This is a genomic window from Acinetobacter sp. ANC 3813 (genome assembly GCF_002135435.1).
Classification (GTDB): Bacteria; Pseudomonadota; Gammaproteobacteria; order Pseudomonadales; family Moraxellaceae; genus Acinetobacter.
On sequence record NZ_NEGK01000010.1, the window covers coordinates 25,397 to 49,290 of the forward strand.

The 23,894-nt window shown below is 45.4% G+C and carries 23 protein-coding genes; 9 read left to right on the top strand and 14 right to left on the bottom strand.

Features of this window, described 5'->3' with window-relative positions; genetic code table 11:
• Positions 1 to 119: 119 nt before the first annotated feature.
• The gene (locus tag B9T34_RS14645; RefSeq protein WP_086213873.1) at positions 120 to 959 is read right to left on the bottom strand and encodes a metal ABC transporter solute-binding protein, Zn/Mn family; all 840 of its coding nucleotides are present in this window, start codon (positions 957 to 959) and stop codon (positions 120 to 122) included.
• Positions 960 to 1,096: 137 nt separating this feature from the next.
• Here B9T34_RS14645 and B9T34_RS14650 point away from each other — a divergent pair, with 137 nt between their 5' ends.
• The 4 genes from B9T34_RS14650 to B9T34_RS14665 all read left to right on the top strand — a co-directional run bounded on the left by B9T34_RS14650 (position 1,097) and on the right by B9T34_RS14665 (position 3,813).
• Entirely contained in the window at positions 1,097 to 1,591 is a 495-nt protein-coding gene (locus tag B9T34_RS14650; RefSeq protein WP_086213874.1) for a transcriptional repressor, read from the top strand.
• Complete coding sequence (gene znuC / locus B9T34_RS14655; RefSeq protein ID WP_086213875.1) at positions 1,567 to 2,355, top strand: zinc ABC transporter ATP-binding protein ZnuC; 789 nt, start codon at positions 1,567 to 1,569, stop codon at positions 2,353 to 2,355. Before B9T34_RS14650 ends, znuC begins: the two co-directional genes overlap by 25 nt.
• Positions 2,356 to 2,358: 3 nt before the next feature.
• Entirely contained in the window at positions 2,359 to 3,159 is an 801-nt protein-coding gene (gene znuB / locus B9T34_RS14660) for a zinc ABC transporter permease subunit ZnuB (protein WP_086213876.1), read from the top strand.
• 132 nt (positions 3,160 to 3,291) lie between these two features.
• Positions 3,292 to 3,813 carry a DinB family protein gene (locus B9T34_RS14665; RefSeq protein WP_086213877.1) on the top strand — a complete coding sequence of 174 codons (522 nt, stop codon included), beginning with the start codon at positions 3,292 to 3,294 and terminating at the stop codon, positions 3,811 to 3,813.
• Positions 3,814 to 3,866: 53 nt separating this feature from the next.
• Here B9T34_RS14665 and B9T34_RS14670 read toward each other — a convergent pair whose 3' ends face one another.
• A complete protein-coding gene (locus B9T34_RS14670; protein ID WP_086213878.1) occupies positions 3,867 to 4,487 on the bottom strand; it encodes a LysE family transporter in 621 nt (206 codons plus the stop codon).
• A 167-nt stretch (positions 4,488 to 4,654) separates the two neighbouring features.
• Between B9T34_RS14670 and B9T34_RS14675 the strand changes: the two genes are divergently transcribed.
• Positions 4,655 to 5,575: a Dyp-type peroxidase gene (locus tag B9T34_RS14675; RefSeq protein WP_086213879.1), complete on the top strand. Its 921-nt coding sequence runs from the start codon at positions 4,655 to 4,657 to the stop codon at positions 5,573 to 5,575.
• Positions 5,576 to 5,667: 92 nt separating this feature from the next.
• On the opposite strand, the gene B9T34_RS14680 is transcribed toward B9T34_RS14675, so the two are convergent.
• Genes B9T34_RS14680 through B9T34_RS14690 form a run of 3 tightly spaced genes read right to left on the bottom strand, consistent with a single transcriptional unit; the run spans position 5,668 to position 10,761 of the window.
• Entirely contained in the window at positions 5,668 to 6,147 is a 480-nt protein-coding gene (locus tag B9T34_RS14680; protein WP_086213880.1) for a hypothetical protein, read from the bottom strand.
• Positions 6,140 to 7,453, bottom strand: coding sequence for a LysM peptidoglycan-binding domain-containing protein (locus B9T34_RS14685; RefSeq protein ID WP_086213881.1), 1,314 nt, complete (start codon positions 7,451 to 7,453; stop codon positions 6,140 to 6,142). Before B9T34_RS14685 ends, B9T34_RS14680 begins: the two co-directional genes overlap by 8 nt.
• Before the next feature lie 2 nt (positions 7,454 to 7,455).
• On the bottom strand, positions 7,456 to 10,761 hold the full coding sequence (locus B9T34_RS14690; RefSeq protein WP_086213989.1) for a type VI secretion system Vgr family protein: 3,306 nt from the start codon (positions 10,759 to 10,761) through the stop codon (positions 7,456 to 7,458).
• Between the two features lie 206 nt (positions 10,762 to 10,967).
• Between B9T34_RS14690 and B9T34_RS14695 the strand changes: the two genes are divergently transcribed.
• Entirely contained in the window at positions 10,968 to 12,122 is a 1,155-nt protein-coding gene (locus B9T34_RS14695; RefSeq protein ID WP_086213882.1) for a methionine aminotransferase, read from the top strand.
• 132 nt (positions 12,123 to 12,254) lie between these two features.
• A complete protein-coding gene (locus B9T34_RS14700; protein WP_086213883.1) occupies positions 12,255 to 13,622 on the top strand; it encodes an MATE family efflux transporter in 1,368 nt (455 codons plus the stop codon).
• A gap of 97 nt (positions 13,623 to 13,719) precedes the next feature.
• Here the strand turns inward: B9T34_RS14700 and B9T34_RS14705 are convergent, their stop codons facing one another.
• From B9T34_RS14705 to B9T34_RS14745, 9 genes are all read right to left on the bottom strand, one after another.
• Positions 13,720 to 14,541, bottom strand: coding sequence for an ABC transporter ATP-binding protein (locus B9T34_RS14705; RefSeq protein ID WP_086213884.1), 822 nt, complete (start codon positions 14,539 to 14,541; stop codon positions 13,720 to 13,722).
• A 30-nt stretch (positions 14,542 to 14,571) separates the two neighbouring features.
• Positions 14,572 to 15,333: an ABC transporter permease gene (locus B9T34_RS14710; RefSeq protein ID WP_086213885.1), complete on the bottom strand. Its 762-nt coding sequence runs from the start codon at positions 15,331 to 15,333 to the stop codon at positions 14,572 to 14,574.
• 12 nt (positions 15,334 to 15,345) lie between these two features.
• Positions 15,346 to 16,200: an ABC transporter permease gene (locus B9T34_RS14715; RefSeq protein ID WP_228147464.1), complete on the bottom strand. Its 855-nt coding sequence runs from the start codon at positions 16,198 to 16,200 to the stop codon at positions 15,346 to 15,348.
• A 24-nt stretch (positions 16,201 to 16,224) separates the two neighbouring features.
• Positions 16,225 to 17,274: an ABC transporter substrate-binding protein gene (locus B9T34_RS14720; RefSeq protein WP_086213886.1), complete on the bottom strand. Its 1,050-nt coding sequence runs from the start codon at positions 17,272 to 17,274 to the stop codon at positions 16,225 to 16,227.
• A gap of 30 nt (positions 17,275 to 17,304) precedes the next feature.
• Positions 17,305 to 18,810, bottom strand: coding sequence for a hypothetical protein (locus B9T34_RS14725; protein WP_228147465.1), 1,506 nt, complete (start codon positions 18,808 to 18,810; stop codon positions 17,305 to 17,307).
• 13 nt (positions 18,811 to 18,823) lie between these two features.
• Positions 18,824 to 19,039, bottom strand: a complete 216-nt coding sequence (locus B9T34_RS14730; RefSeq protein ID WP_086213887.1) for a TOBE domain-containing protein — start codon at positions 19,037 to 19,039, stop codon at positions 18,824 to 18,826.
• Positions 19,040 to 19,149: 110 nt separating this feature from the next.
• Positions 19,150 to 19,872 (bottom strand): Crp/Fnr family transcriptional regulator, encoded by a 723-nt coding sequence (locus B9T34_RS14735; RefSeq protein WP_322853519.1) that lies wholly within the window; start codon positions 19,870 to 19,872, stop codon positions 19,150 to 19,152.
• A gap of 130 nt (positions 19,873 to 20,002) precedes the next feature.
• On the bottom strand, positions 20,003 to 20,947 hold the full coding sequence (locus tag B9T34_RS14740) for a TauD/TfdA dioxygenase family protein (RefSeq protein ID WP_171265223.1): 945 nt from the start codon (positions 20,945 to 20,947) through the stop codon (positions 20,003 to 20,005).
• A gap of 236 nt (positions 20,948 to 21,183) precedes the next feature.
• Positions 21,184 to 22,014: an SDR family NAD(P)-dependent oxidoreductase gene (locus tag B9T34_RS14745; protein ID WP_086213992.1), complete on the bottom strand. Its 831-nt coding sequence runs from the start codon at positions 22,012 to 22,014 to the stop codon at positions 21,184 to 21,186.
• A gap of 240 nt (positions 22,015 to 22,254) precedes the next feature.
• On the opposite strand from B9T34_RS14745, the gene B9T34_RS14750 reads away from it, so the two are divergent.
• Together B9T34_RS14750 and phoB are read left to right on the top strand one after the other, a co-directional pair.
• The gene (locus B9T34_RS14750) at positions 22,255 to 22,950 is read left to right on the top strand and encodes a TetR/AcrR family transcriptional regulator (RefSeq protein ID WP_086213890.1); all 696 of its coding nucleotides are present in this window, start codon (positions 22,255 to 22,257) and stop codon (positions 22,948 to 22,950) included.
• Positions 22,951 to 23,167: 217 nt separating this feature from the next.
• The gene (gene phoB / locus B9T34_RS14755; RefSeq protein ID WP_086213891.1) at positions 23,168 to 23,878 is read left to right on the top strand and encodes a phosphate regulon transcriptional regulator PhoB; all 711 of its coding nucleotides are present in this window, start codon (positions 23,168 to 23,170) and stop codon (positions 23,876 to 23,878) included.
• Positions 23,879 to 23,894: the final 16 nt, after the last annotated feature.

Here is a 23,894-nt window from a genome sequence, read left to right on the forward strand (position 1 = left end):
TTAATCGCAGGCATTATAGAGTTACACCCCTGAACATGCAATCTTTTCCCGACCTAAGTCTGGTTTTTTTGCTGTACAGCTTTGCACCGCCTTGAAACGGTGACTGTTTATTTTTTGCATTAATTCCGTGCATTTAGCGCACAGCTGCGGGTTTTCTCCGCTAAAGTTTTCCAAGCGCGGATAAAACTGGTCTCTGCGTTCATGCTTTCGTCTACGCTTTGAAAGACGATTGGATTGAGCTTTTGATACTGGTTTTTACTCGCCTGCCCTTCCGCCAGAAGGCACATTTTTGCTTTCGGACGGCTGTCCTGCAGGTATTTGATTTGCGCAATTGTAGGCGCAATATGCGGATCATCGGTTAAAGCGCCGGCAAATTTCAAATTCAGCGGGCGCTCCAAATATTGATAGGCGTCATGGTATGACCAATAGGGCTGCGCATTGCTATTTGCCGCAAAACGGTGAGACTCGATTAACATATTCTGTGCAAATGAACGTGCATTGGCCCAATACTGTTCTCGGTGCGCAGGCATTTGCTGTGAACGCAGCGCAGCGATAAAGAACGCGATGCGCACGGCATTATTCGGTTCAAGCCAAACATGCGTATCGACAGTATTGGCAATGGCCTGCCCTTTGGGATTGCGCAGCGGCAAGGTGCTGAGGATCCCTGAATCTAGAAGCGCTACACTTTTCGAATTTCCTGCGAGCAGTTTTTCTAAAGGCGCTTCATGCGCTTTGCCCAGCCAAATCACCAAATTCGCATCCTGTACCATTTTACGGTGCATTGGCGTAAGGCTGACATCATGGCCAGATTGGTTTTCCAATAATAAGGTTGGCTTTTCTACGCCCTTTGTCACTTCCTGCGCAATAAGATATATGGGATGGGTAGACACCACTAATCCTTGCGCCCAGCTGATCGAGCTGAAAATTGCAAAAGCACAGAATGCCAAGATACGGGACATGGAAAAATCACTGCAGAATGGAATAGTGTTATAATATAACAAATTCTCAAAAATACCTATGCCTGATCGAATCTTGCCTCGCTTCATGCTAAGATTTAAAGTCTTTTTCTTTTAAAGTTTCGCACTTGAGGTTAATCATGAGCTCTTGTTCGCACGAACATCATAATGCATTGCATGGCGTGCACGACCACCCAAATGTGGCGCAGCGCCTTGCAGAAGCTGAAAGCATGTGTTCGGCAACCGGCGCGCGCCTCACCCCTTTGCGCAAGGAAGTGCTGGAACTGATTTTGAATGCGGCAGGCCCAATGGGCGCTTATGATCTGCTGGCCAAAATCAAGAGCGGATCTGACCGCCCTGCAGCGCCGCCGACGGTCTACCGCACCCTCGATTTTTTATTGGAAAAAGGTTTAATTCACCGCTTAACTTCGATTAATGCCTATATCCCCTGCTGCCATCCGCGTGAAGGCCATCAAGCAGCCTTTCTGATTTGCACAGAGTGCAAGGCAGTTAAAGAAGCCTCAGCCCAAGGATTATTGCAGCAGCTGGATGCCCTGTCTGCATCAGACCAATTTACCGCGCATCACAGCATTATTGAAATTTCAGGAATCTGTCAGCAGTGCAGCAAACAATAAACTCAGCGCCTCTGATTGAGCTGAAGCAAATCCATGTGCGTATAGATGAACGCGATATTTTAAAAAATGTCGACTTTACCCTGCATGACCGAGAAATTGTCACGCTCATCGGGCCAAATGGCGCGGGAAAATCCACCCTGATTAAAGTGCTGCTGGGCATTCTCAAACCGACCTCAGGCAGTCTCAGCGGCGTCAAAAAGCTTAAATTCTCTTATGTGCCGCAGAAATTCAACCCATCTCATAGCCTGCCGCTGCGGGTCTGTGATTTGCTGGCTTTGGAAAAATGTGAAGCCTCTATAAAGGAAGAGATTGTCCGTGACACCGGCATTGCAAAATTACAGCAGGCCAAAGTGCAGCAGCTGTCTGGCGGCGAGCGCCAGCGTGTGCTGATTGCCCGTGCGCTGCTGCGCCAGCCGAATGTATTGGTTTTGGACGAACCGATGCAAGGCTTAGATATTCAGTCTGAAGCTGAATTGTACGACTATGTGCGCAGCCTGCCTGAAAAATATGGCTGTGCGGTGCTGATGGTGTCACACGATTTGCAATGGGTCATGCAAGGCACTCAGCGTGTGGTCTGCCTGAACAAACATATCTGCTGCAGCGGCCTGCCGGAAAATGTGCAGCAGCATCCTGAATATCAAGCGATCTTTGGCACCAACCGCGTGTTCTACCAGCATCATCATGATCATTGCGGACATGGCGATTCAGCTACGCCTTGCCAGCATGATCCGCGCCCGCACATTCACCCAGAACCGGAAACCTAAGCCATGATGGAATGGTTACAACTGCTCTTGCCAGCATGGATCATGGGCACTCTTTTGGTGTTTTTAACTGCACCGCTGGGCTGCCTGATGCTGTGGCGCCGCATGTCCTTTTTTGCCGATACCATGGCGCATGGAACGTTACTGGGTGTTGCCATTGCTGGCGCGCTCAGCCTGCCTATGTGGATGGGTGTGACCTTGCTGGCGGTCATGCTGGTGGGGATTTTATGGATTCTGCATGATCCGCGACTGCCGAATGACGCGCTGCTGGCGCTGTGTTCCGCTACGCTGCTCTGCTCTGGCTTATTGCTGATTCAGCATTTACCTGCACTGCGCCCAGAATTGCTCAGCTATTTATTTGGCGATTTGCTCACGATTTCTTGGGCAGATTTGCCTGTATTTGCTGTCATTATTATTGGCGCCCTGACCGTATTGTACAAATACTGGCAGGCGCAAATACAAATTGCGATTGATCCAGATATTGCAGTCAGTGAAGGCATCAATGCCAAATGGCAGCGTCTGATTTTTATGCTGCTTTTGGCCTTGTTTACCGTACTGGCTTTACGCGCTGTCGGTTCATTGCTGATGGGCGCTTTGCTGGTGATTCCAGCATTAACTGCGCGCCTGATGGCAAACTCACCTAAACAGATGGTGGTGTGGGCATTCATTTTTGCGCAAATAGGCATTAGTGTTGGACTATGGTCCAGCGCGGGTTTGAATGTTTCTACGGGCTTAAGCATTGTGCTGACCATGGCAATTTTATTTGCAGTGATTTTTGCGGTGCAGAAATTTAAAAAAATGGCCTAACCCAGCTCAGCATTCAGCAATGAACCAAAATGTAAAAAATACTAAACTGCTTTCGGGCAGTTTTTTTGATGATGTTTTTTAGCGCATGCTCTGTTATATGTTGAATATCTGCATTACATACAAAGTTAGAAGATGGAACTGGATCACTTCATATTGATGGCCCGCTATAACAGCTGGGCTACGAAGCGTTTAAACCTGATTTTAGATCAAGTGTCAGATGAAGACTTTTATAAAGATCAGGGGTTATTTTTTAAAAGCATTTTCGGCACACTCAATCATTTGCTGCTGGGTGAACATCTCTTATGGTTTTCCCGCTTCAGCCAAGGCCATTCACCTCAAATTGCACTGAACAGTATTATTGAACAGGATCGCTATGTGCTGACCCAAACCCTGCTGGAAAAATCTTTTCATTGGCAGAACTATCTGCATGAGCTTGATCCTGCACGGCTGGGCGGACTCTTTCATTACCAAACATCTGCAGGCCAAAACATTTCTGTTCCTTTTGCCGGCACCCTGCTGCATGTGTTTAATCACGGGACACATCACCGCGGGCAAATTACAGCGGCACTGACCGCCATGGGTTATGACTGCCCTGAACTGGATTTGATTTATATGCTGCGCGATGAGCAGCAGGCAGTTGCAAGCAATTCCTGAAAAATACGGCCTGAGCTTAGGAAGCCATATTCCATGCTCAGAACTTCTTCATTCTATTGATGCACCAGACTCAGTAAGCTGGCCGCGCAAGCAAATAACACTGCAAAAGTGCGATTCATATACTTTTGCTGTTTGGGCGATGTCAGCAGGCGCAAGACTTTAGCCGCCAGTCCTGTATAGCCCGCCATCACAATCAGATCAATCGTAATCATGGTTGCCGCCATCACGACATATTGAATCACTTGCGGCTTAGATAAATCTAAAAATTGCGGCAAAACGGCCAGCAAAAACACAATAGCTTTCGGATTGCTCATGTTGACCAAAAAACCATTCAGCACCAGTTTACTGCGCGATTTATTCGGAAGATTTTGCTGGATATCAATGGATTGTACAGGCACCGTCCACTGCAAATAAGCCAAATACAGCAAATACGCCACACCAAACCATTTCACCACTAAAAATGCCCAAGGCGTGGTGGCAAACAGTACCCCTGCCCCTGCTGCCACAATGCCAATTTGTACTAGAAGCGCCAACTGCAGTCCGAGAGCATTCCAATACCCATATTTGAAACCGTAATTTAAGCCGCTCGACATAGACGCAATAGCACCAGCACCTGGAGAAATACTGATGACCCAGCAAGCCAGCATATAGGCCAGCCAAATTTGGAAGGACATAACAATGAAAATAATTGCAAGAGAGTGCAGAAATTATATGACATTTATACTTTTATATGGGGCATAGAAATGTCAATGAAAATATATTTTTAGGCTACCCACTGCTCAGCTGATGAGGCACAATAGGTCTAGCGACGTAAAAAATTATCAAAATTCAGGAGCCATGAATGACAGCCCAATCTGTGATTTTGCCATTACCTTCAGATCATGCGCGTTTTATTGTTCTTCGCCTCAAAGATTTAAGCATTGAAGAATTGAAAGAAAAAATTGGCGATTTATTTTCGACCCGTGATCGTTTAATCACACAGCATCCAAATGCTCAGATTAAAACTGGAGTCGCCTTTGGTCCTGAACTTTGGGCAAAATTGCATACGGAAATGCCTGCAGGTTTTAAACAGCTGGCGCCTATTGCTGGTTCTTTTCAAATGCCTGTGGCTCCAGCAGATGTGCTGATTCACATTGCAGCGCAACGGACGGACATCTGTTTTGCACTCAGCCAGTCTTTTTTTGACGGCATTCAAGATAAGGTCGAAGTTCTGGATGAGCGGGTATGCTTCCGTAATTTTGATGGGCGGGATTTGACGGGCTTTATTGATGGCACTGAAAATCCGCAATTTCCAGATGACCGCGCTGAAACAGCGCTATTAAGCGAAGATAATGGCATTTTTGCTGAAGGCTCTTTTATTTTTGCACAGCGTTACTGCCACGATTTAGAAAAATGGAAAAAACTGAAAGTCGATGCGCAGGAACATGTGATTGGCCGTACCAAACTTGAATCTATTGAGTTGGATGAAGCTGAACAGCCTGAAAACTCCCATGTATCCCGTACTGTCGTTGAAGATGGTGAGGGCGATGAGCTGGCTATTCTGCGTCACTCTTTACCTTATGGTGATGGCCGCGGTGATCAAGGTTTGTTTTTTATTGCCTACACCAATAATTTAAGCATTATCGACAATATGTTATTGCGTATGTTTGGTACCAGTGGTGACGGTATTCATGACCGTTTACTGCACTTTGTCACGCCAATGGATGGCGCTTATTACTTTGCACCGAGTGAAGAGTTATTAGAAGTAGTATTGGAAGGTTAAATAAATGAAGCCGACGAGAGTCGGCTTTTCTAAATCTAAGAATAGTTGATGAGTCCATTTAATTTCATAATAAATTGATTTTTTCTTTCTATTTATCTGCAATAATCATTTAAAACTTTCTGAGGAACTTTTCTCTTATAGATTTTAAATTTTTTAGTTATATTTTTATTTTCATTTCCAGTAAATGACTTATTGAGAACCAAGTTCATATCAGCATTACTGTTTTTTTCTTGGTAATCTGCTATGAGATCTCTCAAATCATCATCAGCAACAATTAATCCATTTTTATATCTGTATTTCAAATAATCTGTTGAAAGTAATTTATTTTTTTTAAAATTAAACTTGTACTTTTCTTGACCAGCCTCTCTATAAATACTCAGTATTAGTAAACAACCATCCACATGTTTTACTAATTCTATTCCGCCGCCTTCCTCGCTGATCCCTTGATCAGTCAAGTCAAGCTCAAATACTTTTTTAGATGATAAGGTAGTTTCAGCCGATAAATTACACCCTGTTAAAAGAATAAAAGTGAGAAGTAAAAAATTTACTATGAGTGTCTGCTTATTAAACATTATATTTCACCTTTAAAGGATCTCCATCAGCGTCTTGAGTTAATTGCCTCAGTTGAACCATAGATTTTCCTGTTTTTAACTGAAAATGAGGATTATCAACTATTGATTTCCAATCTCCCCCCCACTCCAGTCCAAGACTTTTTCCTACAGGTGCTATTTTTTTCAGGATTTCAATATTTCTAGCATCGGACTTTGCATCCATGTGAAGCTGACCATCTTCCCACAATGGAAAAACATCAACAGCTAAAGCGAAATTATGATTACTTTGCCCACCTTTGGCATTCGTTACAACACTGCCAGAATCTGTTCTTCCTTTTGCATATAAAGCATTTTGTTGTGTATACGTGCGATAATCTTGGACGATAACAAGTTGTACCTGATGCTTAGTATATACATCATTAATAAACTTCCTAATTAATCCTCTTACCTGTGGGTGCAATCTTGCAATTGCTTTTTCATTTCTTTGAGAAACTTTGGAAGAAACAGGATTTACTGACTCTACTTTTGCTACAGGACTCTCTTCCACATCCTTTGATGCATCTTGTTTTACGGTTGGTGAGGTTTCCGATTTTTCCTTAGCTTTATTATTCTCAAGTTGAGGCTTAGAATTTGGAAAAGCCCCTTTACGGTCATAAACCTTTAGCTTTTGATTTTTGATCAGTTTAACACTACTTAATCCATTTAAAGTCTTAATTTCATCAACTGTGTTGCCCGTGAGTTTAGCAATCAAACCCAAGCTATCTTTTTGTTGTACAACGATAATTTTTATTTCACGCTGTTGATTTGATTTTTCTTCTTGTACCTTTTGATTCCTTTCAACTGTCAGTTTAGAAACATCCTCTTTTTTACTAGGAAGTTTCAGTATTTGTCCAGGATAAATATCTACATCACTTTTTAGATTGTTGAGTAGGATTAATTCTGTTGTCGTAGTATGGCTATCATCTGCGATTCTAGATAGATAATCACCTCCAGCAACAATATATGTCGATTTAACATATTTACCCGTTGCTACATCTTTCGCAGAAAGATTTACCCCTCTCAACAAAACTTTAGGGCTACGAACAATAAAATTAGTCTTTTCACCAATAAGCTGTACTTTAACTTTGGGTTCGTAATTCCCTGAAGTAATATTTCTTACTAAGACATCGATAATTGTGCCAACTGGGCGCTTAATCCATACAGACTCACCATTTTTAATCGTAACATGATCGGAGATCAGTATTGAACCAACCCATAGTTGATGAATTAAGCCCTCAATCGGTTGATCAAGCGCATCTAGGAATTTAATATTAGCTAAACAATCCATTACTATATTTCATCCTCGTGATCATGCTCTTCATGGGACCTACAACTACAGTTATATCCATATCCCTCATCCTCGCTCCCATTATCTAAAGACACACTCCAGTCATCATCAATACCAATCAAAATGTCATAGTCTTCATTATTAGATTTATTCATTCGTTGAGTTCTACCATGTGCATCTAAAGCTCCGCTTATATAAGTATTATTTTTATTATTAATTAATTTGTATTGGACTTTTGAGAATTCGTATTTATAAAACAAGTCATAAAAATCCCATTTGTTTGTGAATATTTTTTTACTATTAATTGGCAAAGATACTAGCTCTCCTTTTATTTCCGCACCCGCCACAAAACTATGTTGCCCCGCCTTACTTTCAAACTTACCACCCGTTGTGGTAAAGATGCCGTCCCCATTAATTTTTAACTGTGAACCACCCGCCGTCAGCACAATCTCTTTCGGACTGGTAATTTCAATCTTGTCTTCTGTCGAAATTAGTTTAATCACTTTGCGAGCAATAGCTTCAATAGCATCATCCTGCGCCTGCAATTCCACTTTTCCTTTGGCAGCATAAGCACTCAAGCCTTTTTGCGCGGCAAATAAACTTACTTTATCTTGTGCATGCGCCACGATATTCTTCTGTGCGCTCAGGTTAATTTCACCTTGCGCACTTTGAGCAATGTCCTGAGATGCCTGCATCACAATATCTTCAGGTGTGGTCATTGCAATGCCATTAGGAGATGCCAGCAGCATCAGCGCCTGCCTAAACAGTTTGCCCTCTTCTTGTTGCTGTGCATTGCTGGAACTTTCTAAATTTTGCGCATAACCTTCCATAAAGCCTTTTACATGTTCTAAAGCTTTAGTCGGAGTAAAAATCTCGGGGTTACCAAAACCTCCGCCGACCATCATGTCTTCAGGCTTGATTTTAATTTCTTCGACCAGCTTGCCAATATCTTTCAATGTTTTCAGCGGATCGTTTTTCAGCTGGCTTTTTAAATTGCTGACTCGCGCCTGCAGCTGTTCAGAACCATGGTCTTCAAGGTTTTGAATGACCTCTTTCAAATTATCAAAGGCATATTCGGCATCATCAAAATAAGATTTAAATTGCTGCAGCGTGCCTTTTGCATCCTTGGTAATTGATCCAAGATCTTGAATAAAACCCTTACAGTTTTTTAGCGCCGCTAAAGGATCTGCACACAAATTCTCCTTAAACAAGCTCAGCGTCGTTATTACCGCCTGTGAGGTATTTTTAATTTCTAAGGATTGGATCAGCTTAGGCAATCTTTCAATCACATTCAGCGCATCAGTCTGCTGTTTCACTGCGATACTGCTGAGCATTTTCATGCTCTCATGGCCTTGATTCAGTAAAGATTGCGCCTGTGCCGCTTCCAGATGGTCCGCAATAGCATTTTCCTGCGCATAAGTACTGATCAGCATGCCTTTACCCGCCCGTACGGCGCCAAACGCATCTGTTCTCAACTCAAAACCTTCACCGCGGCCATTGCTGCTGGCCTGTTCTTTGGGATGGCTCAGGTTCCCTAAATTCAGCTGTGTCGCCGCATGACTGCTTTGTAACTGTGTGCTGATTTGTCCTGTCGTATCATCAAAACGCAGCTGGTTAAAGCCACTGCCGCCCACCTCAGATGAACGGATGCCGCTAAGCTTTTTGGTCTCAGGCAGCTGGCCTTTGACATCAAACATAGTTTGATAGCGCTCTGCTTCATGAATCCGCCCCACAACAAATGGACGGTCCACATCTCCTTCAAAAAAGTCAATCACGACAATTTCACCAATACGCGGATGAAAGCGCGCACCATAACCGTCACCAGCCCAAGGGGTCAGCACATCTACCCAAGCCGAATCTGTATCACTGTCATTGCTGCCTGCACCACCATCGTGCTGATGGTCATCACTGCGGGTAAAACTAAAGCGGACTTTAATCCGCCCCCACGCATCAACATGGATGCTTTCGCTTTCTGGCCCCACCACTTTCGCCCGCTGCGGATACGCCATCGGCCGATGCAGCAGCGGATCATATTCAGGCACTACATCTATACTGCGGCGCAGCAGCTGCAGTTCATTCGACTGACGTTCATCCCCCAAAGATGTCCAGCGGCTGGCGCTGAGCAAGGGTTCCAGCTGCATCAAAATATCTTTGGGCAAATTATTTTGGTTATAAAATGCTTTGCCCATGATCAGAAATTCTCGGTCAGCACCGCTATGCTGATCAATTTCAGGATGATCCGTCAGCTGGAACCAGTAGCCGACTTGTGCATCGCGCACACTGCTGATGGCTGTAAACGATTTGGCCTGCAAAATTTGATATTGATTCAGCTGTTGATTCAACTGCTGCAGCTGTTCAGTGCTGGAAGCAGTAGCTTGATCGTTGCCATTTAAATCTGCTGTCCATGCAGGACTGATCGTCCAGACTTGCTCCAAACTGAGATTTTCATTGTCCTGCTGTTCACTGTGCACATGCGTGCTGAGCAATGGATTGGACTGATCTTGCGCCAAGCTCTGCGCCTGCCAGCGCTGGGTTTGAATCGCAGTAGACTGCAGCTGCCGCTGCCCGATAAAACTGGTGATGGTATCTAAACGTTCTGCTGCATGGCTGCGGTGAAAGCGGATTGACCTGCGGCTAAGCGCACTATAAGCCTGATTGCTGTCAATTAAGCGCAGCTGCTGTACTTGCATTGGAACCGCAGATGTTGCAACGGTCAGCTCGGTTTCATCTATGAGCCAATTGATACCTTCACTGCGCCATAACCGTGTCAAAAAATCATAATCACTTTCATTGGCCTGCATGACAAAAGGACGAACCGCATAATCACGACTGAGTCCGTCTAAGTTCAAGCTTAAACTGGCGGCAAACAGCGCACTCTTTTGCTGCCACTCACTGAACATGATCTCGGAAATTTCGCGCACGCTTTTATTCATAAACACGCGGCTGTTGCGGCGTTTATGCCAAAGCGCAGTGGCATCCTCAATCACCAGCTTATAGACGGTCAGCGCACCATCACTTTGACCCTGACTGGCGCCTGTAATGACTCCAGTTAAACGCTGCGGCTGGCCTAGATCCGTGACTTGATCAATCGCAGCCCGGCCGCCAATAAAGTTTTTTAAAGGAATATGCGCATGCGTGGACAGGCAAATCAGTTCGGCCCGTAAGCCCTGATTAATGCGGTGTTCACCTTGTATGCGCTGCAGAAAGACCAGGCTGTTGAGGTTTTCATTTGAAAAATGGATATGCAGCGCGCGCTTTTGCACACTGAGACCTAAATTCTCAATTAAGGAATAAATATTTTTTAGCATCTTTTGTTTTTTTAATAAATTTATTTTATTTGTGGGCACATTCTAAAAAATGCTGTTTTTTTAGTCCAGTCTTTTCTGCAGCAATATGCAAATTAATCGTATTCAATGCATGCTGAAAAGCGCATAAGAATATGCAGATTTAAACTTTCAGCCATCGAATCAGACTGTTACACTGCGGTTTATCTTCATATTTTAGCCGTCAAAACATGCTTCAGATTGAATCTAAACTTCCTGCGCAAGGCGTGACTATTTTCAGTGTCATGAGCGCAATGGCGCAGCGCCTGAATGCACTGAACCTATCGCAAGGCTTTCCTGATTTTGCTGCACCGCCTGCATTGCTGGATGCTTTAGCCAAAGCTGCACAGGACGGTTTCAATCAATATGCGCCGGGCGATGGCTTGCTGAATCTGCGTGAACAGCTGGCTAAAACTTTTTTGCAGCGTGACCAGCTGCAGCTTGATCCCGTCACAGAAATCACCATTACTCCTGGGGCTACCATCGGTATTTTCAGCGCCATACAAGCCCTTGTACATGCGGGCGATGAAGTGATTGTTTTTGATCCAAGTTATGACAGCTATGCACCCAGCATTAAACTTGCGGGCGGTCTACCGGTTCATATTCATCTGCAGGCGCCCAATTTTCAGGTCGATTGGAATACTGTAAAAGCGGCCATCAACAGCAAAACCCGCATGATTATTGTCAATACACCGCATAATCCGACAGGTGCAATTTGGTCAAAGCAGGATTGGCTGCAGCTAATAGAGCTGATTCGAGACACCAATATTGCGGTATTGTCTGATGAAGTTTATGAACATCTGATTTATGACGGCCAGCGCCATTATTCCGCCCTGTCTTTTCCAGAGCTGCGTGAGCGCAGTTTTGTGGTCGGTTCATTCGGCAAAACTTTTCATGTGACGGGCTGGAAAACCGGCTACTGCATTGCTGCGCCAGCATTAATGGCCGTCTTTCGCCAAGTGTATCAATTTACCAATTTCTGCGGCGTGACCCCTGTACAAATGGCTTTGGCCAATTTTATGGTAGCGCATCCTGAGCATATTGCAGAACTGCCGCATTTTTATCAGGCCAAACGGGATTTATTTAATGCAGGGATTCAACACTCGCGCTTTCAATTTACCGCCTCACCTGGCACTTATTTTCAAAATTTAGATTACAGCGCTATTCGCCCAGATTTAGATGACAGCGCGATGTGCCAATATTTAGCCGAGCAGCACGGCATTGTGGCGATTCCTGTTTCGGTTTTTTATCAAAAGCCGCCTGAAGATCTGCGCTTAATCCGTTTTTGCTTTGCCAAAAAAGATGAAACGCTGCATCGCGCAGGTGAAATTCTGTCGCGGGTTTAAGGCCCGATTTTATCTTCATTTTTTCTGCTTAAAAAAGCCTGAGTTACTTTAGAACTAAGGCTTTTTTAAGCATTTCCTGCTAATGTCAGGGCTATTCGATAATGATCATAAAAATACGGTAAATAATTTTATATGTCCGAGCACCAGCCCCTCGAAGGTCAGCAAACACTGTGGAAAGCATTTTTAATTTTCCTCGTGCCGCTGATTGCCACCAATATTCTGCAAAATCTGTCCGGCACAGTGAATACGGTTTTTGTCGGGCAAATGCTCGGGGTGCATGCCATAGCCGCAGTATCGGTGTTTTTTCCGATTTTGTTTTGCCTCATGGCCTTTGTGATTGGCCTGTCTGCGGGTGCAACAGTTCTAGTCGGACAAGCTTGGGGCGCGAAAAACATTGAGAAAGTGCACAGCGTCGTGGGCACAACGTTATTTATGACTTTAATTGGCGGCAGTCTGATCGCGATGTTAGGGGTATTTTGCGCCAAATATATTTTACTGACGCTGGGCACAGACCCTGAAGTCATGCATTTATCTTTGCCGTATGTACAATGGATGCTGGCGGGCAGTCCGCTATTATTTATCTATATTATTTATACCTCTATTTTACGCGGCGTCGGAGACAGCACCACGCCGCTGATCGCCTCCGGCATGACCATTGGAGCAGGACTCGTCATTACCCCTGTGCTGATTGCCGGGAAATTCGGCTTTCCGCAATTGGGGATTATCGGGCCAGCCATTGCCAGCACTGTGGGTTTCAGCATAGCGCTGATTTTTCTTTATTTTTATTTAAATCATAAAAATCACCCGCTGCGTTTGGATGCTAATCTGCTGCGCCATATCCGCTATCAGCCTGATCTGGTGAAAATTATTTTAAGGCTTGGCGTTCCGACAGGCATTCAAATGGTCACAACCTCCGTTGCAGGCTTGGTGATTGTCGGCTTGGTGAACCGTTACGGCGCAGATGCAACCGCCGCCTATGGCGCTGTCAATCAGGTGCTGAATTACATTCAATTTCCCGCGCTCTCTATCGCCATTGCCGCATCGATTTTTGCGGCCCAAGCCATTGGTGCAGGCAAATCAGATCTATTAAATAAAGTGAACCGCACCGCGCTGGGCATGAATTTTTTATTTACAGGCACTTTGGTCATTTTGGCCTATCTGTTCTCTAAATATTTAATGGCCCTGTTTATTACTGACCCGCAGGTGGTGGTTTTAGGTCAAGAACTGCTGTTTATTGTGCTCTGGTCCATTGTCTTTTTTGGCGCCAGCGCAATTTTTGCGTCGATCATGCGCGCCAGCGGCACAGTCACTGTTCCAATGATTATCAATATTGTGGCTATTTTATTGATTGAGGTGCCCTGCGCTTACTACTTCAGCAGCCTCTGGGGACTCAAAGGCATTTGGTACGGCTACGCGCTGGCTTTTGTCAGCCTCTGCATCATGCAGGGCCTGTATTATCAGTTTGTTTGGAAGAAGAAAACCGTCGAATCGCTGGTCTAAAATCCAGATGATTTAGCGTTCCTTACGCTTGCTCAGCACTCAAAAAAGCCTGCAAATGCAGGCTTTTTATATGGACTGATCTAGTTTCAGGCCACGCTTACCACGCTAATTGATAGCGTTCCAATTCATAAGGCTGCATCTCCACAGTCTCTTGAAAGTCTTTTAAAATATCGTTTTTAATGGCCGCCAGACGGAAATCTTCACGCTTTCTTGGCCGTTCCAAATCCACATTCACAATGCGCTTAATACGGCCCGGATGCGGCTGCATCACCACCACACGGTCACCCAGCAGGACAGCTTCCTCCACATCATGCGTGACCAAAATGCTGGTAATTTTTTCTGACTGCCAAATGCGCTGCAGCTCCTGCTGCAAGTTGGCTCGAGTCAAAGCATCCAATGCGCCAAAAGGCTCGTCTAAAAGCAGAATCTGCGGGCGGTTGACTAAGCTTCGCGCAATGGCGACCCGCTGGCTCATGCCGCCGGAAAGCTGGCTGGGATAGGCTTTTTTAAATTGACTGAGCTGCACCAGCTCCAGATGGTAATCAATCAACTCCTGCTTTTCAGCTTTGCTCAGACGGCTTTTTTCCAAGGCCAGCGCCACATTCTGTTCCACGTTGAGCCAAGGAAACAGCCGGTGGTCCTGAAACACAATACCGCGCTCCAAGCTTGTGCCTTTAATCGGCTGGCCATCAATTAAAATTTGGCCGTCAAAAGCGGCATCCAGCCCCACCAGCAGGCGGAGCAAAGTTGATTTTCCGCAGCCGCTGTTGCCGACAATGCTGATAAATTCTCCCGGCTGAATGTTCAAATTGATTTGATCCAGCACCTGCAGCTGCTCGCCGTCTTTGGGAAAAAATTTATCCAGCTGCTGGATTTGCACATGGTCCTGATTGCCATTTAATTTTACTTGCTGATTCATCTTGTTCTCTCTTCTTATTTACAGATGGCCCTATTTGCGTACAGCCTGACGCCAGCGCAAATTATAATTTTCAAAATATTGCGCCGCCTTGGAAAAGACCAATCCCACTGCCGCAATCACTGCCATGCCGTACAGCACCACTTCCATCTTGAATAAGTTCTGCCCATCCATAATCGGATTGACCACCCCTACCGAAGAAACAAAGAAGTATTCTGCACCGACCGTTGCTACCCATGAAAAAACCAAGGCAATGTTCAAACCCGCAAAGATACTTGGCGCCGCCGCAGGCAAAATCACTTTAAAGAAGCGCTGCGCTGGACTGAACTTAAAAATGTCTGCGACTTCTTTCACCTTTTGCGGCACATTCTTCACACCGTCATAGGTATTGAAAAACACTGGATAAAACACCACCAGACCGATAAAGATCAGTTTGGACAGCTCTCCATGACCGAACCACATAATCATCAGCGGAATCCAGGCAAATACCGCCACATGCTTAATGGCATTCAGCGTCGGTGAAAAAATCCGGTCCAGCCAGACGTTTAAGCCCAGCAACAGCCCAAATCCAGCGCCAATCAACCCGCCAGCCGCAAAGCCTGCAGTATTGCGCAGTAAACTGGCGGTGATATTTTCCAGCAGCTCACCTGAATGCCAGCCCTCAACAAAAGACTGCCACACCAGTTTTGGCGGCGCCAGCAGCGCTGGATCGACCCACTGTTTTGCGCTAACCCAAGACCACAGCGCCAATAAAATCAGCGGAATCACCCAGCCGCGTAAATCAATTTTTTTCATTGCTGCACCTCTTTATGATTGGTTCTGATTCCAGCCGCGGAATTGTTTTTGTACTAGGCTAATCACGCTGTCGAAAGCAAATCCGACCAAGCCAATCACAATTACTGTGGCCATCACCACATCCAGCTGAAAAATTTGACGGCCATAGACCATGACATAGCCAATGCCTTCGCTGGACGCCAGCAGCTCCACTGCCACCAAAGCGCCCCATGCGCTGGCCAGCGATAGGCGCAAGCCGCCGATAAAGCTGATGAATGCGCCTGGAAAGACCACGTTTTTGAACGTTGACCAAGGGCCCAATTGATAGACATCGGCCACTTCAGTCAGCTGCTGCGGAATATTGCGCACGCCTTTAAATACATTGATGGTCATGGGCACCAGCGCTGCTTTAGCAATCAAAATAATTTTCAATGCTTCATCAATGCCGACCAACAAAATGAGTAATGGAATCCAGCCCACAACAGGCACTAAATTGATGACTTTAAACGTAGGCCAAAGATAAGCTTCTACACGTTTGGACAGCCCCATGGCCAGTCCCAGTGCAAGCGCCAAAAGTATGCCTGCCGTAAAGCCGTAGCCAATTCGGCTTATGCTGACCCGCAAATTGCTCCACAGCTCACCGCTGCTGTATAAATCTTTTAATGCCGTCCAGACCAAATCCGGCGCGGGCAGCAGCAGCGGATTAACCCAGTTTTTTTCCACTGAGATTTGCCACAGGTACAGCAGGCCAATCGGGAAAATCAGTCCTGCTGCCCAGCGGATGGCGCTGCTGTTGGTTAAAAATCTGTACACGCCCTTGAAAGCAGGTGAAGCCGCCTGCTCAAGTCCAGCCTTGGATGCACCCAGTTCAATGTCCTTGAGCATCATCTATTCTCCTTAGCCTTCAGGGCTTTATTGGCCCCAAAAACCTTGCAGATTCAGGCTTTTCACCGCGTTATTGACATACTTCGGCTCGACCCATGACTCCACATCAATATTGCCGCGGATCAGTTTGAGGTCTTGGCCCGCTTTCAGCTTCTGCTTAATCAGGGCAATGCTCGAAGCATCAATCACAGGATCGCTATGGCGCTTTAAATCCACGCCAGCATTGGCTTTAGCAATATTGCCGAAAGACAGGCCTGACTTGGCCCAAGTCTTAAACAGCGCATCTTTATTGGCGGGATTACTTTCCCATGCCGCCTGCTTCACCAGCACATTCACTACGCGCTGCACCGTTTCTGGATATTTCTGCTCAAATTTAGAATTCACCAATACATAGCCAGACAGCTTATATACGTCGGGTTCTTTCTTGGTGGTATATATAATTTTGGCAATACCGCGGTCGACCACAGGCAGCAGGGACTGATTGCTCCAAATCGCGTCAATATCGCCGCTGGCCAAAGCGGCATAACCCACTGCGCCATCCATATTGACAAAGCGGAAGTCTTTTTCAGTTAAACCATATTTTTTAATGACATTGATAATCGACAGATGCAGGTTGGTGCCTTTAAAGAAACCAATGCGCTTGCCCTTTAAATCTGCAATGGATTTGGCGGATGATCCTGTCGGCACAGCTAAATAGGTATTGTCATTGGTGCCGCCTATAGCCACCAGTTTGGTATCCAAACGGCTGGCTTTGCCAATCAAAGCTGGCAAATCGCCGAGCCAAGTAATATCGACAAGGCCATTGGCATAGGATTCATTAATCGCTGGGCCTGCGCCTTTAAAATTGTTCCACTGCACTTTGATGCCGTCTTTTTGAAATTCTTTTTCCAGCAGCCCCAAGGTTTGCACTGACGCATAATAATTGCCGTAGCCAACGGGTCTATTGCCTGTACCCACCATCGGCGAGGCAAAACGGATCACTGTCGGCTTTGTTTCGGCAGCAGTTACCTGCAGCGCTGGCACTAATGTGGCTAAAGACACGGCGCTGGCCGCTAAAATTTTGTTCCATGAAGACATGATGATTACCTCTATTTATATATTTTCGGTTTAGAACCCGTATTGGAGCTGCGCGACCAATTCGTTATAGGTTTTATTGCTGATCTCGTTATTGACGCGGTTCAAATTGACCTGAAATTTGGTGGTTTCCGCGAAGAAGGCATTTAAGCCCAGACTATGAATATCAATAGTTTGGTTGGCTGCATTTGTATCGCGGTCAATGCTGTCAAAGCGGTAAAAAGCTTGATAAGACTTCGGCCACCAGTCGTCATAGCGCCCCTGATTGCGGAAACCTTTCACGAACTGCTCACCAAAATTCCAGAACAGCGTGCCGGTATGCGATTCGCTTTCACGGGTATACACCGATGCTGTCTGATTGCGGTATGTATCATCCTCACCCTGCACATATTCATAAGTCACACCAAAGGGATGGTGGTTGTAATAAACATCAAAGCCTTTACGCAGCACATCGCCTTTACCGGCAAAGGAGGCAGAAGCGCCAGAAGTATCAAATAAATTGCTCTTGCCCTGATACCAGGACACGCCAAAACTCAATTCACGCAGCCACGAGTTGTACTCTGCCGGCAGGGTATAGCGCAGGCGGCCGATGAAGTTTTTATCATCATTGTCATCTGACTTATTGGCGCCGTTGCCGTTCACAAGACCAAAGGCATAGCTGATCATCGGCGAGCGGTAGTTATAGCCATAATCCACAGTTGGCAAGGCATCCCCGCGTACAATCAGCCCGACTTCACGCAGCGCCAAGCCATAGCCATAGCCCGGCAGGCTGAACAAGGCATTGTTAATGGTTGGCTTCAGATCTTCAGTCGCCTGCACCTCCTGACCAAACGGCAGCAGCTGCTGACCCAGTGTGACGGTCAAACGGCCGGTATCTGCGCTTAAGGTTGGCAGCACGTTGTAAATCAGCTGCGCATCCAGCAGGTTTAAATAACTGTTATTGGTGCCGGTTTGCGGTGATGTGCCAAAACGCAGGTTAAAGTCCAAGTTTTTGCCCTGTTCATAATCTTTAAACAGGTTGCCGGCAAAGCCGATTTGCACCGCACCCAAATCAAAGGAGGAACGGCGGCTATTCACCGCAGATCCTGTATTTTGACCTTGCGGCTGTGTGACTTGCGGCTCATCAATGTAAGACGCTTTGGCCTGCACCACGCCATTAATCAGCAGCTGACGGGTGGATAATGCCGTTTTGGTGTCACGGTCCCGCTGCACCTGATATTTAAAATTTTCAATATCACTTTGAATGCCCTGCAGCTCCGCTTGGGTGACATAGCTTTGATCAGCATCATTTTGAGCATCCTCGGAATCTTCAGCAGACCATTCATCCTGCTGTCCTGCTGTCTCTGAGCTTTGCGCAGTCTGCTTGCCCTGCAGCCGCCCCAATTCAGATTTTAATTGTTTCAGCGACTGCTCCAGCTGGTTCACCTGCTGCTGCAGCTGAGCTACGTCGGAGTCTGCATGGCTAAGTGCAATGCTGGCGCTGAGCAGCGTTAAAATACCTGCGCCATGTTTTATGCTTTTTTTTATATGATGATTCATGAACGTCAGGCACCTACAGCTTAGCAAGCGACACATCGGTCGATTTAATCAGCACAATTACCTGACTGCCGATCTGAAGGTCCAGTTCTTCCACAGAACGGGTCGTAATCACTGAGGTAAAAACACCCGAAGCGGTCACCACATCCACTTCTGAAACCACATCTCCTTTGATGATCTCCTGAATCGTGCCTTTGAGCTGATTGCGCACATTAATTGATTTAATCGTCATTTTTAATTCCTGTTATTTTCGTCGGATTAAATATGACTGTTTTTTAATATTTTAAAAAATAATATAATTTGATTTTTATATCTGATTTTATAAAATATAAAAATATGCTTTTAAATCCAGTAAATCTGCTTTTTTAAATAATCATGGTTTTTAATAATAATGTTTTCATATTGCCAATACAGTACATCCAGAGCCATCAGGTTTTTTATTTCTTTATTAATGGTCTGACGCGATGCCGACAGTAAGTCGGCCAAATCATGCTGCGAAATTTTCAGCCGAATTTCAGCCCCTAAAGCATGTTCAGCACCGTACTGATGCGAAAGATCGAGCAGAATTTTACAGATTTTTTGATGTAAATTGGCCACTTGCAGGAACTTGACCTGCTGCAGCAAATGCTGCATGCGCAGGCTGAGAATATCTAAAGCATCCTGCTTCAAATCATTGTTATTACTAATTTCTTTTTGAAATATAGATGCAGGTATATGCAATATTCGAACTTGATTAAACGCGTAATAATCATAATCTATCGCCTGCTGATTGATACAGGCCAATAAATTGATTGGGCTTTTTTCTGAAAAATAATTAAAGGCATGAAAACGGCCCAATGGGCTTAAATATCCTATTTGGATAATCCCATCGAGCAGTATAAACACGCCTTCACTGCAATTTTCTTTATTTAAAATTAAATCGCCTTTTTGATATTTACGTATAAAAGAATGGTCTAAAATATAATTAATTTTATCATTTGATAATGTTTTAAAACTACTTCTTAATACTCGGATTTTATATTCGTATATTTGATTAAGACTATTATTAACCATAAGATCATCCATCCAATATTTATCATCATTTTTTAAAATAAAACATGCATAAATACTAGATGGATTTAATCATGCTGACGAATCACTTATTCTTGATAGTTTTTCGCTTTATCTGCAAAGTTTGTCCAATAAACAGCTTTCTTTATGAAACTTTTTCATATTGGCCTTCAGTGGTCAGACGGTAATCACTGATGTCCACTTTCTGCTCCTTGCGCAGCGTTTCACTTGCACGGCCATCCACACCCACTGGAATATCGCCTTCTAATGTGACACGGCGCACCACGCGGTGCTGATCGCCATAGTCATTAATTGCACGGTGCTGTGTTGCACGGTTATCCCAAATCGCGACATCCCCTGCAGACCAACGCCAGCGCACAATATTTTCCTGTTTCACCACATAGCTCTGGAAAAGATCAAACAGTTTGCGTGAATCCGTCGAATTAAAGCCGACAAACTGCTTGAAAAAATGCCCCAGCAGCAGCGTTTTCTCACCCGTTTCAGGATGCACGCGCACCAGCGGGTGCTCCGTTTCGTATTCGGTCGAATTAAAGAAACTGCGATATTTTGCCAGCGCCTCTTTATTCACATTTTTTGAAATTGCTGCATAGTCAAAATCATTGCTATGCACAGCGCGCAGCGTATCCGCCAAAGCTTTTAATGGCTCAGGCAAAGCAGCATAGGCAGAAGTCGTATTGGCCCAAACTGTATCGCCTCCCACTTCCGGCGCCACGACACTGCGCAGAATCGACGCTTTAGGATAGGCATCCAAGAAGCTGATATCGGTATGCCATGAATCTGCACGCGCCCCATGCGATGAATCCAATTCTAAAATATGCTTCGAACCTTGCTTCACAGGCACAGTCGGATGGCTCAGCAGCGCGCCCAGACGTCCGGCAAATGCCTCTTGCGAATCATCATCTAAATGCGTTTGGCCTCTAAAGAAAATGGTTTTGTACTGCAGCAGGGCCTGATTAATTTCCTGCACCGTTTCCTGCGGTAGCTCAGAAGATAGCTGCACCCCTTCAATCACTGCGCCTATGCGTCCGTTAATTGGTTTCACTTGAATATGCTGAAATTGATTAGTCATGATAAATCCTTCATTTTTTTGATATTGGTTAGACTTATTGTCTGTGAAATCATCATGAACAATCTGCTTATTCAAATCTGTCAAAAAATTGACATTCTTAACCACCATTTCTGCTATCTAAAAATTAAAAATGACTTTAAACACTTCATTTCAGCGCCTCACAGGCATAAAAAAACCCGCAGATGCGGGTTTGAATGGGTCTGGCGAAAACTGCCACCAGAACAGATCTTGCATCATTATTTGCCCAGCTTAGTCGCCATCGCCGTGATTTTTTGGTAGCCCGTCGGCAGTACGCGCTGAATCAAATCCAGCACTTTGGCGTCGTTGCCGATCAATAAACGGCGTTTGTCTTTTTGCACGGCTGCTATAATTTGACGCGCAGCTTCTTCTGGCGGGCAGCGCAGCAATTTATTAAAAGTTTGCGTAGATTTTTCAGGATTCATGCCCAAGCTTTTCAAGCTGTCATTCATTTTTGCGGCATTGGCAATATTGGTGCGGATACCGCCCGGATGCACGCATAGCGCGCTCACACCGCAGTTTTCCATATCCAGTTCCTGACGCAGCGATTCTGTAAAGCCGCGCACCGCAAATTTTGTGGCGTTATAAGCCGACTGCGTTGGCTGCGCAGTCAGGCCAAAAAGGCTGGAAATATTAATAATATGCCCTTCACCCGATTTTTTGATCAGCGGCAAAAATTCTTTGGTGCCATACACCACACCCCAAAAGTTAATGTCGACAATCCATTCCAGCTCTTCGTAACTCGCGCCTTCCACGGTCGAACCCAAAGCCACCCCAGCATTATTAAAAATCATATTGACTGAGCCATGATTCTGCACGGTATCCTGCGCCCAAGCACGGACTTCGTCCAGCTTCGCAACATTCACTTTTTTCGTCGTCACACGCACATTGCTGTCTTTCAGCAGCTCAACGGTATTTGCCAAACCTTGTTCATTCACATCACTTAAAGATAAGTGACAGCCCTGCTTTGCCAGCAGTACCGCCAATTGCTGTCCGATACCCGAACCCGCACCCGTAATTGCAGCGACTTTATTTTTAAAATTTTTCATTCTGTTTCCTTTGCTTAAACGGTTCTGAGCCTGATCCAGCATCAGCACTGCGCGCGGCATAGGCTGAATTGCCAATGTCCGCATGGATGTCTCATACTTTCAATATAGTTTTGACAATCCATATTGTCAATATCATCTCAGGACGCGGCTTGGGGCAATACAGTCATATCAAAACATAGGTGTTCTGCTTATTTATTGCTAAGATAGCGCCATAACCCGTTTCAGAAAGATCTGATTTTTATGACTGAACAGCCGCAAACAGAAACACAGCAGCCTGCAAAGAACAGTAAAGAGCGCCAGTTTAAAGGCCTGTCTTTAACTGAGCGCAAGCAGCTGCGCCGTGAAAAATTGATTGAGGCGGGTATTGAAGCCTACGGCACGCATGGTTTTTTTTCGGTTACGGTCAAAGACATCTGCAATGAAGCCAAACTGACTGAACGCTATTTTTATGAATCATTCAAAAAAAGTGAAAACCTGTTTCAAACCATTTTTTTAAAGCTGATTGATGAGCTGCAGCAAAATGTCATGCAGGCCATTATGCAGGCCTCCACAGATCCGAAAAAAATGATTGAATCTGGCCTCAGCGCTCTGCTCACCACCTTAAAAGATAACCCGCGCATGGCGCGCATTATCTACATCGATGCCATGCTGGTGCAGGAGCTGCATAATCAGGCCACCATTCATGAAACCATGTCGCGCTTTGACCGCATGATTCATGCCTTTGTCATGCTGATGATGCCGAATATCGACCGCTCAGAGCGGGAAATTTCATTGGTGGCCACAGGCCTCAATGGCTATGTCACGCAAATTGCGATCCGCTGGGTCATGAGCGGCTTTAAGCAGTCGATGGATGAGGTGTTATCTTCTTGCAGCATTGTTTTCTTATCCTTGCTGCAGACTTTTTCAGAAAATGGCCAGCCGCTGAAAAAAAACTAATTTAAATTTTACAGTACAGAATTTATTTAATAAAAGTTTAAAAACAAAGGTTTATTTTTAAATCAGGAACTGATCCGCCCCTGATATTTGTCACAAAATCTTTCAAAACAGCGCTGTTCGTGCCTTTTTGCAATGATACTGTCATAATTAATCTTTGTAATAAGCCTGTCATAAATATAAAACGGTTCACCGTTTACATGAAATAGGGTATTGCGCTGTGAAAGATGACTACATTCTGATTGTCGACGACGAACTCCCGATTCGGGAAATGATCCATACCTCTTTAGATATGGCTGGCTTCCAATGCCAGCAAGCCGAAGATGCCAAACAAGCGCATCAAATGATTGTTGATCAGCGCCCTGCCCTCATCCTGCTGGACTGGATGATGCCCGGCGGCGTCAGCGGCGTAGATTTATGCCGACGCCTCAAGCGCGATGAAACCCTCTCTGAAATTCCAGTCATTATGCTGACTGCGCGCGGCGAAGAAGACCATAAAGTGCAGGGTCTGGATGCTGGCGCAGACGATTACATGACCAAGCCCTTTTCTACTCGTGAACTGGTGTCGCGCATTAAAGCCGTGCTGCGCCGTTCCAATGCCTTGGGCGGTGAAAAAAGCATTGATGCCAATGGACTGATTCTGGACCCTGTCAGCCAGCGTGTCAGCCACGGCGACAGCATTCTAGAAATGGGGCCGACCGAATACCGCCTGCTGGCGTTTTTCATGACCCATCCAGAACGCGCGTACACCCGCGCGCAATTGCTGGACCAAGTCTGGGGCGGAAACGTGTATATTGAAGACCGCACGATTGACGTGCATATCCGCCGCCTGCGCAAAGTCTTAGAACCCTATGGCGCAGACCGCTATGTACAAACAGTGCGCGGCACCGGCTATCGTTTTTCTACCCGTGCAGATGCTGTGCTTGGCTAATCTCTGCAAGGCTAGA

Bases quoted from the DNA above. Each gene is read 5' to 3' on its own strand.
- B9T34_RS14645 (WP_086213873.1), bottom strand. From the start codon at position 959: ATGTCCCGTATCTTGGCATTCTGTGCTTTTGCAATTTTCAGCTCGATC.
- B9T34_RS14650 (WP_086213874.1), top strand. From the start codon at position 1,097: ATGAGCTCTTGTTCGCACGAACATCATAATGCATTGCATGGCGTGCAC.
- znuB (WP_086213876.1), top strand. From the start codon at position 2,359: ATGATGGAATGGTTACAACTGCTCTTGCCAGCATGGATCATGGGCACT.
- B9T34_RS14665 (WP_086213877.1), top strand. From the start codon at position 3,292: ATGGAACTGGATCACTTCATATTGATGGCCCGCTATAACAGCTGGGCT.
- B9T34_RS14670 (WP_086213878.1), bottom strand. From the start codon at position 4,487: ATGTCCTTCCAAATTTGGCTGGCCTATATGCTGGCTTGCTGGGTCATC.
- B9T34_RS14675 (WP_086213879.1), top strand. From the start codon at position 4,655: ATGACAGCCCAATCTGTGATTTTGCCATTACCTTCAGATCATGCGCGT.
- B9T34_RS14680 (WP_086213880.1), bottom strand. From the start codon at position 6,147: ATGTTTAATAAGCAGACACTCATAGTAAATTTTTTACTTCTCACTTTT.
- B9T34_RS14685 (WP_086213881.1), bottom strand. From the start codon at position 7,453: ATGGATTGTTTAGCTAATATTAAATTCCTAGATGCGCTTGATCAACCG.
- B9T34_RS14690 (WP_086213989.1), bottom strand. From the start codon at position 10,761: ATGCTAAAAAATATTTATTCCTTAATTGAGAATTTAGGTCTCAGTGTG.
- B9T34_RS14695 (WP_086213882.1), top strand. From the start codon at position 10,968: ATGCTTCAGATTGAATCTAAACTTCCTGCGCAAGGCGTGACTATTTTC.
- B9T34_RS14700 (WP_086213883.1), top strand. From the start codon at position 12,255: ATGTCCGAGCACCAGCCCCTCGAAGGTCAGCAAACACTGTGGAAAGCA.
- B9T34_RS14705 (WP_086213884.1), bottom strand. From the start codon at position 14,541: ATGAATCAGCAAGTAAAATTAAATGGCAATCAGGACCATGTGCAAATC.
- B9T34_RS14710 (WP_086213885.1), bottom strand. From the start codon at position 15,333: ATGAAAAAAATTGATTTACGCGGCTGGGTGATTCCGCTGATTTTATTG.
- B9T34_RS14715 (WP_228147464.1), bottom strand. From the start codon at position 16,200: ATGATGCTCAAGGACATTGAACTGGGTGCATCCAAGGCTGGACTTGAG.
- B9T34_RS14720 (WP_086213886.1), bottom strand. From the start codon at position 17,274: ATGTCTTCATGGAACAAAATTTTAGCGGCCAGCGCCGTGTCTTTAGCC.
- B9T34_RS14725 (WP_228147465.1), bottom strand. From the start codon at position 18,810: ATGAATCATCATATAAAAAAAAGCATAAAACATGGCGCAGGTATTTTA.
- B9T34_RS14730 (WP_086213887.1), bottom strand. From the start codon at position 19,039: ATGACGATTAAATCAATTAATGTGCGCAATCAGCTCAAAGGCACGATT.
- B9T34_RS14735 (WP_322853519.1), bottom strand. From the start codon at position 19,872: ATGGATGATCTTATGGTTAATAATAGTCTTAATCAAATATACGAATAT.
- B9T34_RS14740 (WP_171265223.1), bottom strand. From the start codon at position 20,947: ATGACTAATCAATTTCAGCATATTCAAGTGAAACCAATTAACGGACGC.
- B9T34_RS14745 (WP_086213992.1), bottom strand. From the start codon at position 22,014: ATGAAAAATTTTAAAAATAAAGTCGCTGCAATTACGGGTGCGGGTTCG.
- B9T34_RS14750 (WP_086213890.1), top strand. From the start codon at position 22,255: ATGACTGAACAGCCGCAAACAGAAACACAGCAGCCTGCAAAGAACAGT.